The organism is Microbacterium testaceum (assembly GCF_001476655.1).
GTDB classification, from domain to species: domain Bacteria; phylum Actinomycetota; class Actinomycetes; order Actinomycetales; family Microbacteriaceae; genus Microbacterium; species Microbacterium testaceum_C.
Genome location: NZ_LDRT01000007.1, coordinates 44,154 through 57,585, shown reverse-complemented (window position 1 = coordinate 57,585; position 13,432 = coordinate 44,154). Strand labels below are relative to the sequence as shown.

The window sequence follows — 13,432 nt, the reverse complement described above, 5'->3', positions numbered from 1 at the left end:
GGGTGGTCGAGTGTCCGAAACACGCCGCAACCGCACCGAGGATGACGGCGTGTCCTGGACACTCGCCAGGTGTTCCCGGCGCGCAAGCCCCGCCGAGCGCGGCTCCACGCTGCTTAGGCTCGCGGCATGAGCGCGTACGACGTCATCGTGGTGGGAGCAGGGCTTGCCGGACTCCGCGCCGCGACCCGCCTGGCCGAGGCCGGGCGCGATGTCGTCGTGCTCGAGGCGGAGGACGCGGTCGGCGGACGCGAACGCACCGACATCGTCGACGGGTTCCGCCTCGACCTCGGCTTCCACGTGCTCAATCCCGCGTATCCGGCCGTCCGGCGCTGGGTCGATGTCGAGGCCCTCGCGCTGCGGCGCTTCCCGGTCGCCGTCGGCGTACGGCTCGAGGACCGACTCGCCCGCCTGGCGCACCCCCTGCGGCACCCCTCGGCCCTCCCCGAGACGCTGCGCGCCGGTCTCGTCCGTTCCGCCGACCTCGTCGCACTCGCGCGGTGGGCGGGGCCGACCCTCGCGTCCGCCCGCGCCGCGAAGACCGGCCGCGACCGCACGCTGGAGGAGGCCTGGGACCGCGCGGGCCTGCGCGGACCCCTGCGCGAGAGCGTGCTCGAGCCCTTTCTCGCCGGCGTCCTCGCCGATGACCGGCAGGATACGTCGGACGCCTTCACGCGCCTGCTGATCCGCAGCTTCGCGTTCGGGAGGCCCGGGGTCCCGGCCGCCGGCATCGGAGCGCTTCCCGCGCAGCTCGCCGACACCGCCCGCCGGGCCGGGGTCGGCATCCGGCTCCGGCATCGGGTCGTCTCGACCCGGCACCGGGCCTCCGGCTGGCACGTCGGGGTCGAGGGACAGGAGGCCGTCACCGCCCGCGCCGTCGTGATCGCCACCGGTCTCGACCCGGCGCTGGATGTCGCGCTCCCTCGCCCGCGCGGACTGCAGACGTGGTGGTTCGCCGCCGACGACGCCCCCAGCGCCGATGCCGCGCTCCGCGTCGACGGCCGCCGGCGCGGACCGATCGTCAACACCGCGATCCTGACGAACACCGCCCCGACCTACGCCCCGCGGGGACAGCACCTCATCCAGGCGACGTGCGTGATGCCCTCCGCGGCGACCGAGGACGGCATCCGCCGCCAGCTCGCCGAGATCTGGGACGCCGACACCCGTCCGTGGCGGCTCCTGCGGCGTGACGACATCGCTCGCGCTCTGCCCGCGCAGGACCCACCGCTCCGACTGCGCCGGCCCGTGCGCCTCGACGACGGACGCTACGTGGCGGGCGATCATCGCGACACGGCGTCGATCCAGGGAGCGCTGGTGTCAGGGCAACGAGCGGCGGAAGCGGTCCTCGTCGATCTCGCGTGAGCGCGATCCGCACGCGTCGACAGGGGGTCAGGATCCCGCGGCCACCGACGAGGAGAGCACCGCGCGCAGATCATCGGCGCGGTCGGTGCGCAGGACGCGTGTCGACCCGTCGCTCAACGTCAGCCAGACCGCCGGCCCGGCCGACCAGAGAACGAATCGGCGCCGGCCGACGATGCGCCAGCCGATACCACCCGCGGCCGCAGGATCGACGTCGGCCACACGCACCTCGACGATCCGGGAGAGCGGCACGTGCATGACGCGGACGGGTACGAGCCGGGCGTCGAGGTGGGTCGGGCCCACGGCGATCGTGATGCGACGAAGCATTCCCAGCACGCCCGCCGCAACCACCGCGAGCAGCGCCAGGGCACCCACCGTCAGCACGACCGGGCCGATCCGGTCGATCTGCCCCCGCACCACGGGGAACGCGATCACCGAGATGACCACGACGAGAAGGAGCGACGCGGCGCCCGCGATCGCCAGCCAGCGGGGGCCGATCGTGGTGTCATGAAAGCGCAAGGGAGGACTCCTTCTTTCCGGGGCGCGTCCTCGGACGACGGGTGTACCAGCGGTCGGCGAGCACCGACCACGAACTGCGTGCCGGGATCAGCAAGATGAGCAGGGCTCCGCACATCGCGAGGGAGAAACTGGCGATGCCCATCACGAACAGGATGGCACCGTGGAGCAGGAGCCCCGCCGGCAGCAGCACGTTCAGCCTCACCCGCTGCGGAAGAAGCATGCTGACACCGAGGGCGAACTCCAGCGCCAGCGTTCCCCAGGTCAGCAGCACGGAGGTGATCGGGGTACCGGTCGCTGCATAGACGATACCGGCGAGCCAGTCCGGGGTTCCGAACGCGGGGATCCTCGTCCAGTAGTACAGAGCGGACCCTTCGACCCAGGCCGTCGCCGAGAGCTTGCTGACGCACGCGACGAGGTAGATGACGCTGATCTGCAGGCGGAGGACGACGACGACCGACGCCGCGATCGTCGCCCGGATCTCTCCTGCGGCGCGCCGCGGCGCGCGCCAGGCGAGGATCCGCCCGTCGCACAACGCGTAGGGGATGAACAGGACCGCCAGCACGAGGACGACCTGGTCGCCCCCGTCCACGAGGGTTCCCGCGGTCGTGACGCTGTACGCGACATAGGCGAAAGGCACCGCAGACAGGGCGGGGAGCACGCCCGACGCGACCCACAGCAACACACCGATCGCGAGAACCGTCGCCCACGGCGAGGCCGTCGGGGGGATCAGACAGAACAGCGACCAGGCGGAGGTTCCTCCGCACTGCTCGGCGGCGGTGACACCGGACAGCCGCGCGAAGAGCACCGCGGAGGGGGTGAACAGCAGCGTGCCGGTCAGAGACAGCGCGAGCAGCGAGCGGGCGACACTGATCCACGGCGACCAGGGCCCACCGTTCGGCGCCTCAGTCACAGTCGGCCTCCACGAGGAGGGCCTCCCGCGGCACGCGCACCTCCGCGGCGAACCCCCGGTACGACCAGGGGACGACCCCCTCGGCGACCAAGCCGATCCCCCCGCACAGGGTCTGCAGCTGACCGGCGTTGGTGACCGCGGCCGTGGTCTCGACACGCGCGAGGCATTCGAGGTTCGTCTCGGTCTCGGAGCACTCGGTCCACTGTTCCTTCCCGATGCCGAGCATCAGCGACGCGGACTCGAACGCCTGATAGCGGGACTGACGGTTGAGACCGAACACCCAGCGAGGTTCGGCGTTCGACGGGGAGGTGATCTCGGTGAATCCTGCCGCGTGGGATGCGAACACCGTCACGACGGAGGAGTCGGCGGGCTTGGTGAAGAACGCCCACCCCTCGGGCATCACGGTGTTCACGATCGGCTTGACCCACGATTGTCCCGGCAGACGCAGGATGTTCGGCCCGACACTCGCCTGGAAGACGTATAGGCCGAACACCCCGAAGACGATGCTGCAGGCGATCGCGGTGAGTCTCTTCTTCACGCGCCCGCGTAGGTGGTCGTCACGTCGGCGATCCAGTCCTGGTAGAGCTGGTCGCCCTGCGCGGCGCGCTGGACGTTGCGCACCTCGACGGCGGTCTCGGCGACGGCCACGACCTGACCCCCGGCCGCCGCCACCCAGATGACGGCTCCCGCGGCCGCGAAGACGGCGACGGCGAGGACGAATGCCGCGCCGACGACGACCGTGACACCGCACGTGGGCCCCATCTCGCCGGGAACGTAGGTCGCGGCATCCTGATCCGCGAGGGCGGCGATGGTCGCGGTTCCCGAGATGTCCGCGCGACTCTGCGCGATCTGCTCCTCGACGACGAACGGGTTGCCGGAGGCGACGGAACTCGCGAACCGGGTGAAGTACTCGGGATCGGAGGCCCGAAGATCCGCCACCACGGAGGCTGAGACCGCCCGCGCCTCGGGGGCGTTCACGGCGGCGTACACGTCGCCGAAGCCGTCCAGCTGAGAAATGGCGTCGTGCTCGTAGAGCGCGAGCGCCTCGTCGCCCTGCATGAAGAACAGCGCGAGGAAGACCGCCTCCGCCTTCTCGGGCGAGAGCGGTGCGGACACGGCCGACGACGCGGCACTCGCCGGCGCGCTGGGTGCCGCATGGGCAGCGGTGGGGACGAGCAGGCCGGCGCAGAGTGCCACGACCCCTCCGACCACGGTCAGGCGATGAGAAACGGATGAAACGGTGCGCATGGGGGACCCCTGTCGATGGATGGCGTGGCGACGACGCTAGCCATTCGCGGAGCCGCCGTCCCGTCACGCGGCGCGAAACCGGCCGATCGTAGCCCTGGGGCTACGCTTCCGGGCGCACGCGTGCTTTCCCCGGCGATGCGCACTTCTGGCGTGCGATGCGGTGGACCGCGGGAGGACGCACCTCACCCCGCGGCGCGCGACCACACGCCATCAGGGCGTCATCGGTGACGCGTCGCGTCGTTCACGGCTCGCCGCGCGACGCCCGGGCGGCGAGCGCGGTCAACGCGTCTCCCGTAACCCGCCGCGTGGTCCACTCCTCCATCGCCTCGGCGCCGAGGGCGCGGTAGAACCCGATCGCGGGCTCGTTCCAGTCGAGGACGGTCCACTCCAAGCGCGTGTACTCCTTGTCGATGCACTCCGCGGCGAGGGCGGCGAGCAGCGCCACCCCGTAGCCGCTCGAACGGTGCTCCTCGTGGACGTAGAGATCCTCGAGCCAGATCCCGTGGCGTCCGGTCCACGTCGAATACGTGAGGAACCAGATCGCGATGGCGCGCACCTCGCCGTCCCTCTCCACGACGAACGCGAAAGCACGGGGATCGTCGCCGAACAGCGTCTCCCGGATCATCTCGGCCGTGTTGTCCACGGCATCCGGTTCCTTCTCGTAGTCGGCCAGCGCCTGGATGCACGCGAGGATGCCCTCTTCGTCGCCCGCGCGGGCGGGGCGCAGCACGGCCCCGTCTCTCAGATCGGTCATGGCAGGGGCTCCCAGCTCTCGGCCGCCACGCGGCGGAAGTTGCCGCCGAGCACGGCGGCGGTGTCGGCGTCGGTCCATCCTCTCGCGGCGAGCGCGGCGCGGAGGCCGACGAAGGTCTCGGGCGGCATCCATTCCAGGGGACCCCACCGGGTGTAGCTGTCGTCGTAGAGCTCGGGGGACGCGGCGACCGTGTCGCGGAAGGTGCGCCAGTCGAACGAGAAGTCGGTGCTGACACCGACGTGCGCCATACCCACGACGCCGACCGCGTGCTCGATGTGGCGCACCATCGCCTCGAGCGTCGGGGTGTTCGGGCCGAGGAAGATCCCGACACCGGTGATGCCGACGACTCCCCCGGTGTCGCGGACGGCGCGGGCCTGATCGTCGGTGATGTTGCGAGGGTGGTCCCACACGGCACGCATGTTCGAGTGGCTGAAGACGACGGGTCGAGCCGAGACCCGGCACATGTCGAGAGTCGTGCGCGCGCCGACGTGCGAGCCGTCCGGCACCATCCCGCGTCGGTTCAGCTCGGCGACCAGGTCGCGGCCCCACGCGGTGAGGCCGTCGTCGACCGCGTCGAGACAGCCGCCTCCCGCGCGGTTGGCGTGGTTGTACGTCGGGCCGAGCGTGCGCACGCCCTGCGCGACAAGGGGGCCGACGGCATCCAGATCCCCACCGAGAGGAGCGCAGTCCTCGAGGTCGAACGCGATGGCGGTGTCGCCCCGGGCCGCGATGCGGTCGATGTCGCGGACGGTGTCCGCGAGCTCGAGGCCGTCGATCGCGTGCACCTGGGCGCGGAAGGACCGGAGGAGGGATGCCGTGAGCTCGGGCGCGTGCGGGGCGTAGCCGACGTTCAGCGAGACGTACCCGCCCCCGGCGCCGCGGTAGCGTCGCACCTCGGTGATGTCCGCCGTCTCGACGAGCTCGACGCAGGCGTGCTGATCCCAGAGCACAGCTCAGGCGATCCCGTCGTCGAAGGCCCCTGCGGCAGCGAGGGCGCCGGGTTTGCCGGAGTTGTGCGTCGGTGCGAGTCCCGCATCCAGCGCCTCGCGCCCGTCGAAGACGAAACAGTCGCCGTCCCAGTGCGCGGCGCCCTGGGCGGCGAACCACCCGAGGATCCCGCCGTCGAGCTGGTACGCGTCGAGACCTTCGTCGCGCAGGTACAGCGCCGCCTTCTCGCAGCGGATCCCGCCCGTGCAGAAACTCACGACGGTCTTGCCCGCGAGCTCGTCGCGGTGGGAGCTCGCGGCATCCGGGAACTGGGTGAAGCGCTCGATGCGCCAGTCCTTCGCCCCGGCGAAGGTGCCGTAATCGACCTCGAAGGCGTTGCGGGTGTCGACGAGGACGACCTCCCGCCCCTCGTCGTCGGTGCCCTGATCGAGCCAGCGGCGCAGGGTGTCGGGGCTGACCGCGGGGGCGCGCCCGTCCTGCGGGCGCACCTCCGGCCGGTCCATGCGGATGATCTCGCGCTTCACCTTGACCAGGAGTTTGCCGAACGGCACGGCATCCGACCAGCTGTCCTTGGTCTCGAGGGCGGCGAATCGCGGGTCGGCGCGCAGATCGTCGACGAAGCCGCGCACGGCGTCGGCCTCTCCCGCGAGGAAGAGGTTGATGCCCTCCTCGGCGAGCAGGATCGTCCCGCGCAGCTCAGCCGCGATCGCCCTTTCGCGCAGCGTGTGGCGCAGCGCGACGGGGTCGTCGATGCGCGTGAACAGATACGCCGAGACGTTGAGGACGGATGCCATGTCTCCAGCGTACGAAAGCGTCAAGCCTCCGGCCGCCCGCGAAGTCATCGCCTAGCGTGGAGGATCACTCGTCGTCTGGAGTTCGTCGTGCCCGCAGGACCCCTCGTGTCGGTCGTCATCCCCGTCCGCGACGACGGCCCGCACCTGTGGCGGTGTCTGCGAGCCCTGGCCGCCCAGACGCGCCCCGCCGACGAGATCGTCGTCGTCGACAACGGCTCGACGGACGACAGCGCCGACATCGCGCGGGCCGCGGGCGCGCGCGTCGTGTTCTGCGGCGAGCGCGGCATCCCCGCCGCGGCCGCGACCGGCTACGACGCCGCGCGCGGGGAGCTCATCCTGCGTCTCGACGCCGACAGTCTTCCGGCGCCCACCTGGATCGCGACCATGGTCGCGGCGCTCTCCGATCCGGATGTGGATGCCGTCACCGGCGGCGCCGTGTTCCATGACGGTCCCGTCGCCCGACGTGTGCTGATGGCCCGCGCGTTCCTGGCCACGTACACCACGTTCGCGTTCCCCGCGCTCGGACACACGCCGCTGTGGGGGTCCAACATGGCGTTCCGCCGTGCGGCGTGGGAGGCGGTGCGCGACCGGATCCACCTCGATCCGGAGCTGCACGACGACCTCGACCTCGCGTACCACCTCGGGCTCCACCATCGGATCCGGTACGTGCGGGGGCGCCACATGCGCGTGTCGTCGCGAACCGTGGAGCCGCGCCGCTTCGCGGTGTGCTTCCGCCGCGGAGCCGGCACGGTGTTCGCGCACTGGCCCGCGGACATCCCGCTCGTGCGGTGGGCGCGGGTGGCACGCGCTCGGCGCCACACGGCTCGCCCCGGAGCGGCGGGCTGATGGGCGGCGTTCTGTTCCCCGACGTCACGGCGCCGGATCTGCACGTGATGAGCTTCAACGTCCGACGGCGCTTCGACCGGATCACGTGGCCGCCGGCCGATCGGTGGCCGATGCGCAAGCAGCGTCTGCGCACCTTCCTCGGCGCGAATCGGCCGCATCTGCTCGGGTCGCAGGAGGCGATGCCCGATCAGGCCCTCTGGGTACAGGCCTCGCTCGGGTCGTCGTACGGGCGGATCGGACTCGGACGGGGGAAGAACCGCGACGGCGAGGGCACTCCTCTCTTCTACGACCGTGACCGCATCGACGTCGAAGCGTGGGAGCAGGTCATGCTGTCGGACACCCCCGACGTCCCGGGATCGACGGGCTGGGGGAACACGATCCCCCGCGTCGCGGTGATCGCGCAGCTGCGCGATCGGGCGACGGGCGCGCGGTTCACCTTCGTCAACACGCACTTCGACGCGTTCTCCCGCCGCGCGCGGCGGCGCTCCGCGACGTGGCTGCACGATCTCGTCGCGCGGCGGGAGAAGCCGCTGCTGTTCACCGCCGACGTCAACGCGCACGTGCGTTCCGGCGAGCTCGCGGGGATGTTCGCCGACGGTCTGCTCCTCGACACCTGGTCGCACGCGCCCGCACGGCGCACGGCCGAGTGGGGGACGTTCAACAACTACGCGAGCCCCCGGGTCGGCGCTCGACGCATCGACGCGCTCCTGGCCACGCCCGACGTCGGTGTCCGGGCCGTCGGCATCGACCCGCGCCCGACGGGGACGCAGTGGCCGAGCGATCATTTGCCCGTGCAGGCCGTCGTCCGCATCCACCCCGGAAGCGAGGCTCGATGATCCCGGCCCTGTACGCCAACCTCAAGCGGCCGCCGCGCACGGTCACGGACGGGCTCGCCGACGCCGTTCGCGCGGTCGCCATCGTCGTCGTGATCGTCTCGCTGTTCACCCTGCCGTTCACCGACTTCGCCGTGCTGTCGATGTCTCTGCCGGCCGTGATGCTCTCGCGGATGATCGGGCTGCGCGCGGGCCTGGATCTCGTCACGTGCGTGACGGTGTTCGTCGCCGCCGGGAGCAACGTGCTGGAGCTGTACCGCGCGTGGACGGGGTGGGACCTGATCGTGCACCTCGTGTGCACCGGCGTACTGGCGGCCGTCGCGCTCGTGCTGCTCGACGACGCGGGGGTGGTGGCGCCCACCGGGCGTCGGCGCACGCCGATCGTCGTGGCGACGATGGCCGGTCTCGCCCTCAGCGCCGTGTGGGAGATGGTCGAGTGGCTCGGCTACCGCTTCGTCACGGATTCCATCTTCGTGACCTACGACGACACGATCGGCGACATGATGGCGGGCGGGGCCGGGGCGCTCGTGGCCGGGGTCCTGGCGTCGCGCTTCCGCCTCACCCGCATGGATCGCGCGGCGCTGTAGCCCTGCGGCCGGCGAGACCACCCGCGTGGGCGGCACAGCGCTGGAAAGCCCCGCGGACCGCGAGACTACCCGCGTGCGAGACGGCCGGGCCGGGATGGGAGCGCCCGTCCGACGCCCCCACCCCGCCGCCGCGATCAGATCTTCCCTGCCACGTCCGTTCCCACGAGGTCGCCGTCCGGGTTCGGTTCGCTGAGCTGCTCGCCCGGGGCGGTCGAGCCCTCGAGCGGCGGGAGCCCGGCCTCCACGCGGGAGCCGATCTCGGCATCCACGTTCTTCCAGTACTGCACGGCGCGGTCCCGCACATCGGCGCGGGTCACTCCCCCGACGTGGCCGGTGATGGTCTCGACGAGGCGATCGCGCTCCTCGGCCGTCATGACCTCGCGTACGAGCGCGCCGGCCTGACCCCAGTCGTCATCCTCGGGGTGCAGGGTCGCGGCCGACCGCACGAGCTCGCCGTCGCTCTGCCACCCGCCATCGCCCGCGCGGCGCGGGTCGGCCGCGGGACCGCCGACCGAGTTCGGCGCGTAGACCGGCACCTCGGGCGGGTTGTACTCGTAGCGCATCGCGCCCTCTTTCGAGTACGAGTGCACCTCGGTGTGCGGGCGGTTGACCGGCAGCTGCTGGTAGTTGGTGCCCACGCGGTAGCGGTGCGCGTCGGCGTAGCTGAAGATGCGGGCCTGCAGCATCTTGTCGGGGCTGCCATCGATACCGGGCACGAAGTTCGACGGCTCGAACGCGGCCTGCTCGATCTCGGCGAAGTAGTTGCCCGGGTTGCGGTTGAGCTCCATCGTGCCGACCTCGATCTCGGGGTAGTCGCTGTGCGGCCACACCTTCGTCAGGTCGAAGGGATTGAAGCGGTACGACTTCGCCTCGTCGTAGGGCATGATCTGCACCTTGAGCGTCCAGGTGGGGAACTCGCCCCGCTCGATCGCCGCATACAGGTCGCGGATGTGGAAGTCGGCATCCTGCCCGGCGATCTGGTCCGCCTCGTCCTGCGTGAGCGTCTTGTGACCGAGGTCGGTGTGGAAGTGGTACTTCACCCAGAAGCGCTCGCCCTCGGCGTTGATCCACTGGTACGTGTGCGAGCCGTAGCCGTTCATGTGGCGCCACGATGCCGGGATGCCGCGGTCGCCCATGAGCCAGGTCACCTGGTGGGCGCTCTCCGGCGACAGCGTCCAGAAGTCCCACTGCATCGTGTTGTCGCGCAGGTGGCTCCCCGGGAGCCGCTTCTGCGAGCGGATGAAGTCGGGGAACTTGATGCCGTCCTTCACGAAGAAGACCGGGGTGTTGTTGCCGACGAGGTCGTAGTTGCCCTCGGTCGTGTAGAACTTCAGCGAGAAGCCGCGGGGATCGCGCCACGTGTCGGGGCTCCCCTGTTCTCCGGCGACCGACGAGAAGCGCGCGAGCATCTCGGTCTCGACGCCGGGTTGGAACAGTGCCGCACGCGTGTACGCCGACACGTCGCCGGTGGTGCGGAACGTGCCGAACGCCCCTCCGCCCTTCGCGTGCACGACGCGCTCGGGGACGCGCTCGCGGTTGAACTGCGCGAGCTTCTCGATCAGGTAGTGGTCGGTGAGCGCGATCGAGCCGTCGGCTCCCACGCTCTGGGAATGCTCGTCGCTGGCGACGGGGGCGCCGCCGTTCGTGGTGGTGGGCTCGGTCATGGCTCTCCTCACGTCGTGGGCCGGGAAACGAAGGGCCCGCCGACGACGGTACGCAGGAGCTCCGACATCGCCGAGGCATTGCGATTCGTCCACCGACGACGTAGGGGCGGGAGCCTGTCAATCCCCCGATCCGTGCCGGAGTGCCCCGACAGCATGGCGGAACCACACGAGAGGAACCGCACATGTCGAAGGATCTGTCGAAGGGCGACCGCGTCAGCTGGGACACCCCGCAGGGACGCACCCAGGGCGAGGTCATGGAGAAGAAGACGAAGGACTTCCAGCACGACGGACAGAAGTTCACGGCATCCGACGACGACCCGGCGTACATCGTGAAGTCGGAGAAGTCGGGTTCGACCGCCGCGCACAAGGGCTCGGCGCTGAACAAGCTGAAGGGCTGATCCGGCTGACAGTTGTGCCGGGCTCCGGAGATTGCCGGGGTTTTCGCCCCCTTCGGATCGACCCGACCGGGAGGCGGCGAGAAGTTTCCGGAGCCCGGCACGTCGCGGAGCCGAGAGGACTGCCTACTCCCGCGCCTCGCGCCGCTTGCGCATCTGCGCGAGCGCCAGCCCCAGCCGGTGGTTGCCGGCCAGCACGTCCTCGTGGCGCTCGAGGAACTCCCAGTACGCGTCGGTGAAGACCGAGTCCTTGGCCTCCTGCGCCGACGTCCACCACGAGCCCATCTTCTGCAGGTACGCCCCGCCCGACACGTAGGGCTTCGTCGCCACGAACCCGCCGTCGGCGAACTGGCTCATCCCCATGACGTTGGGCACCATGACCCAGTCGTACGCGTCGACGAACAGCGCGAGGAACCAGTCGTTCACCTGCCGCGGCGCGTAGCCCTGCAGCAGGAACCAGTTGCCCAGCACCATCAACCGCTCGATGTGATGGGCGTACCCCCACCGGTGCACCCGCTCGAGCACCGTGCGCACCGGGACCGGCAGGTCGCTCGGTATGCGCTCGCCCGAGTACCAGTACTTCTGGATCCGCTTCTCGAGGTGCAGCGCGTTGACGTGCTCGAGCTTCGGGTGCGCCCGGTACATGCCGCGCATGTACTCGCGCCAGCCGATCACCTGGCGGATGAACCCCTCGACGGATGCCAGGGGCGCATCGGTCCGCGTGGCGGCGGCGACCACCTCCTCGACGGTGAGGAGCCCGATGTTCAGCATCGGCGAGATGATCGCGTGGAAGAGGAACGGCTCGTCGGCCTTCATCGCGTCCTCGTACCGACCGAAGTCGTGCAGGCGCTCGGCGACGAACACGTCGAGCCAGTCGCGCGCGTCCTCCGGAGTGACCGGGAGCCAGAACTCCCCCGCCGCGCCGGGATGCTCGGGAAACAGCTCGTCGACCTCGGCGATGACCGCACGCGTGATGTCGTCGGGCTCGAGCTGCGGCAGGGGCGGGATCGCCAGACCCTTCTTCGGCAGGGCCTTGCGGTTGTCGGCGTCGAAGTTCCAGCGGCGCCCCGCGGGCTTCCCGCCGTCCATCAGGATGCCGGTGCGTCGGCGCTGCCAGTGGTAGAAGTCCTCCATGAGCGGTGTGGGATGCGCCGCGAACCACTCGTCGACCTCTTCCTCGGGGGTCAGGAAGAGTCCGTCCGAGAGCACCTCGGTCTCGACGTCGTGAGCGGCGCAGATGCGGGCGATGCGCTCGTCGACGGGGCGGTTCGGGTCGCTCATCCACGTCAGCTCGCTCACCCGGTGCGTCTTCAGCAGCCTCTCGAGCGCGGCCCGGAAGGTCAGGTCGTCGTCGAGGGTGATGCGGCGGACGGTCTTGCCCTGGGCCTCGAGCCGGGCCGCGGTGTGCCGCATCGCCGAGATCAGCAGCACGATCTTGTGCCGGTGGTACGGCAGCTTCCGGAATCGCGGCGCGGACTCGATGAAGAAGAACTCCTCGACGTCCTCGTCGGCGTAGGCGGGGTGCTCGGCGAACTGCTGCGTCGCCAGGATCAGCGCTGCCCTCATGCGCCGCACCCCCGGGGTACCCGCGCGACGGAGATCTCGTTCATGCGCGACGCCTCTGCTTCGCCGCATTCGCGCGGCACCCGCGCGAGCAATAGAGCACCTGGTCCCACTGATCGCGCCCGCTCCAGCGCTTGCGATCGGTGAACGGGCGTCCGCAGTAAGCGCACGGCTTGGCGCGCACCTCGGGTCGTGACATGCCGCCATCGTCGCAAAGCGCGAGCCGGCGGAACGGGGGCTTGCGCTGACACAGAGACCGAGTGCGCGCAAGGGCCGCGCGCATCCGCAGCGATTCGTGGTCGGGTGCCCCCATGGACACGACACCGGACCGCACGAACGACACCGCCGACGAGCCCGACGAGCTCGAGACCGCCGACGGGCCGCAGATCCCCGACACGACCGATGACGACGATGCCCCCGTCGACAACCCCTCCGGAGGCTGAGACGGGCGAAGGGCCCCGCGCGCGGGGCCCTTCGTCGGATCAGTCGGTCAGATCGAACTTCTCGTTCTCGCCGCCCTTCGGGCGCTCGCCGGTCACCTTCGACGTCACCAGGGCGATGGCCGTGGCGAGGCGCCCACCGGCGCTGCCCCAGTACTCCCCGGTCAAAGCCGAGACCTTCAACAGAGTGACCCCGGGGGACTCCGGACCATCCGGGAACCACGCCTCGACCGTCGTGGACCACAGTTCCTTGAGTTTGGCGAGGTCGTCGACCACCTCGGCCTCGCCTGCGAGCGAGAGCCATGTGCTGTCCGAGCTGAACGACAGCCCGACCTTCGCATCCCGCCTCACGTGCTCGACGGCCGAGGCGTGGGTACCGACGATGAACCACAGGTCGCCATCCGACTCGTTCTCCTGGACGGTGAGCGGGTGAGCGTGCAATGCGCCGTCCTCGGCGCGCGTGGTGACCATGGCGAAGCGGAACTTCTTCAGCAGTTCGTTGAGTTTGTCCAACTCGGTGTCGGTGGATGTCATGACACTCCCTCTCTCTGACGGACCCTCAGCCCACCGGCTCG

General features: G+C 70.5%; 17 protein-coding genes. 6 read left to right on the top strand and 11 right to left on the bottom strand.

The window, feature by feature from the left end; translation table 11 throughout:
* Positions 1-126 precede the first annotated feature (126 nt).
* Complete coding sequence (locus NS220_RS01565) at positions 127-1,359, top strand: NAD(P)/FAD-dependent oxidoreductase (RefSeq protein WP_058622348.1); 1,233 nt, start codon at positions 127-129, stop codon at positions 1,357-1,359.
* 27 nt (positions 1,360-1,386) lie between these two features.
* On the opposite strand, the gene NS220_RS01560 is transcribed toward NS220_RS01565, so the two are convergent.
* The 7 genes from NS220_RS01560 to NS220_RS01530 form a co-directional block, all read right to left on the bottom strand.
* Complete coding sequence (locus NS220_RS01560) at positions 1,387-1,875, bottom strand: hypothetical protein (protein ID WP_058622347.1); 489 nt, start codon at positions 1,873-1,875, stop codon at positions 1,387-1,389.
* On the bottom strand, positions 1,862-2,785 hold the full coding sequence (locus NS220_RS01555; protein WP_058622346.1) for a sporulation-delaying protein SdpB family protein: 924 nt from the start codon (positions 2,783-2,785) through the stop codon (positions 1,862-1,864). Before NS220_RS01555 ends, NS220_RS01560 begins: the two co-directional genes overlap by 14 nt.
* Positions 2,778-3,323 (bottom strand): SdpA family antimicrobial peptide system protein, encoded by a 546-nt coding sequence (locus tag NS220_RS01550; protein WP_058622345.1) that lies wholly within the window; start codon positions 3,321-3,323, stop codon positions 2,778-2,780. The genes NS220_RS01555 and NS220_RS01550 overlap by 8 nt, the downstream gene beginning before the upstream one ends.
* Positions 3,320-4,033: a hypothetical protein gene (locus NS220_RS01545; protein ID WP_058622344.1), complete on the bottom strand. Its 714-nt coding sequence runs from the start codon at positions 4,031-4,033 to the stop codon at positions 3,320-3,322. Before NS220_RS01545 ends, NS220_RS01550 begins: the two co-directional genes overlap by 4 nt.
* Positions 4,034-4,274: 241 nt before the next feature.
* The gene (locus NS220_RS01540) at positions 4,275-4,787 is read right to left on the bottom strand and encodes a GNAT family N-acetyltransferase (protein WP_193755239.1); all 513 of its coding nucleotides are present in this window, start codon (positions 4,785-4,787) and stop codon (positions 4,275-4,277) included.
* Positions 4,784-5,737: a dipeptidase gene (locus NS220_RS01535; protein WP_058622343.1), complete on the bottom strand. Its 954-nt coding sequence runs from the start codon at positions 5,735-5,737 to the stop codon at positions 4,784-4,786. The genes NS220_RS01540 and NS220_RS01535 overlap by 4 nt, the downstream gene beginning before the upstream one ends.
* A 3-nt stretch (positions 5,738-5,740) precedes the next feature.
* Positions 5,741-6,529, bottom strand: coding sequence for a sulfurtransferase (locus tag NS220_RS01530; RefSeq protein WP_153004102.1), 789 nt, complete (start codon positions 6,527-6,529; stop codon positions 5,741-5,743).
* An 87-nt stretch (positions 6,530-6,616) separates the two neighbouring features.
* Between NS220_RS01530 and NS220_RS01525 the strand changes: the two genes are divergently transcribed.
* The 3 genes from NS220_RS01525 to NS220_RS01515 are packed head-to-tail and all read left to right on the top strand — an operon-like array spanning position 6,617 to position 8,795.
* Positions 6,617-7,375, top strand: coding sequence for a glycosyltransferase family 2 protein (locus NS220_RS01525; RefSeq protein ID WP_081322926.1), 759 nt, complete (start codon positions 6,617-6,619; stop codon positions 7,373-7,375).
* Entirely contained in the window at positions 7,375-8,211 is an 837-nt protein-coding gene (locus NS220_RS01520) for an endonuclease/exonuclease/phosphatase family protein (protein WP_058622342.1), read from the top strand. The genes NS220_RS01525 and NS220_RS01520 overlap by 1 nt, the downstream gene beginning before the upstream one ends.
* Complete coding sequence (locus NS220_RS01515) at positions 8,208-8,795, top strand: hypothetical protein (protein WP_058622341.1); 588 nt, start codon at positions 8,208-8,210, stop codon at positions 8,793-8,795. The genes NS220_RS01520 and NS220_RS01515 overlap by 4 nt, the downstream gene beginning before the upstream one ends.
* Before the next feature lie 134 nt (positions 8,796-8,929).
* On the opposite strand, the gene NS220_RS01510 is transcribed toward NS220_RS01515, so the two are convergent.
* On the bottom strand, positions 8,930-10,459 hold the full coding sequence (locus NS220_RS01510; protein ID WP_058622340.1) for a catalase: 1,530 nt from the start codon (positions 10,457-10,459) through the stop codon (positions 8,930-8,932).
* A gap of 182 nt (positions 10,460-10,641) precedes the next feature.
* Between NS220_RS01510 and NS220_RS01505 the strand changes: the two genes are divergently transcribed.
* Positions 10,642-10,857 carry a DUF2945 domain-containing protein gene (locus tag NS220_RS01505; protein ID WP_058622339.1) on the top strand — a complete coding sequence of 72 codons (216 nt, stop codon included), beginning with the start codon at positions 10,642-10,644 and terminating at the stop codon, positions 10,855-10,857.
* A gap of 123 nt (positions 10,858-10,980) precedes the next feature.
* On the opposite strand, the gene NS220_RS01500 is transcribed toward NS220_RS01505, so the two are convergent.
* Positions 10,981-12,420, bottom strand: a complete 1,440-nt coding sequence (locus NS220_RS01500; protein ID WP_058622338.1) for a cryptochrome/photolyase family protein — start codon at positions 12,418-12,420, stop codon at positions 10,981-10,983.
* Between the two features lie 40 nt (positions 12,421-12,460).
* Positions 12,461-12,616, bottom strand: a complete 156-nt coding sequence (locus tag NS220_RS19105) for a DUF2256 domain-containing protein (RefSeq protein WP_080575326.1) — start codon at positions 12,614-12,616, stop codon at positions 12,461-12,463.
* Between the two features lie 112 nt (positions 12,617-12,728).
* Between NS220_RS19105 and NS220_RS20700 the strand changes: the two genes are divergently transcribed.
* Positions 12,729-12,860, top strand: a complete 132-nt coding sequence (locus NS220_RS20700) for a hypothetical protein (RefSeq protein WP_275934667.1) — start codon at positions 12,729-12,731, stop codon at positions 12,858-12,860.
* Between the two features lie 39 nt (positions 12,861-12,899).
* Here NS220_RS20700 and NS220_RS01495 read toward each other — a convergent pair whose 3' ends face one another.
* Positions 12,900-13,391: a pyridoxamine 5'-phosphate oxidase family protein gene (locus NS220_RS01495; RefSeq protein ID WP_058622337.1), complete on the bottom strand. Its 492-nt coding sequence runs from the start codon at positions 13,389-13,391 to the stop codon at positions 12,900-12,902.
* Between the last annotated feature and the right edge of the window lie 41 nt (positions 13,392-13,432).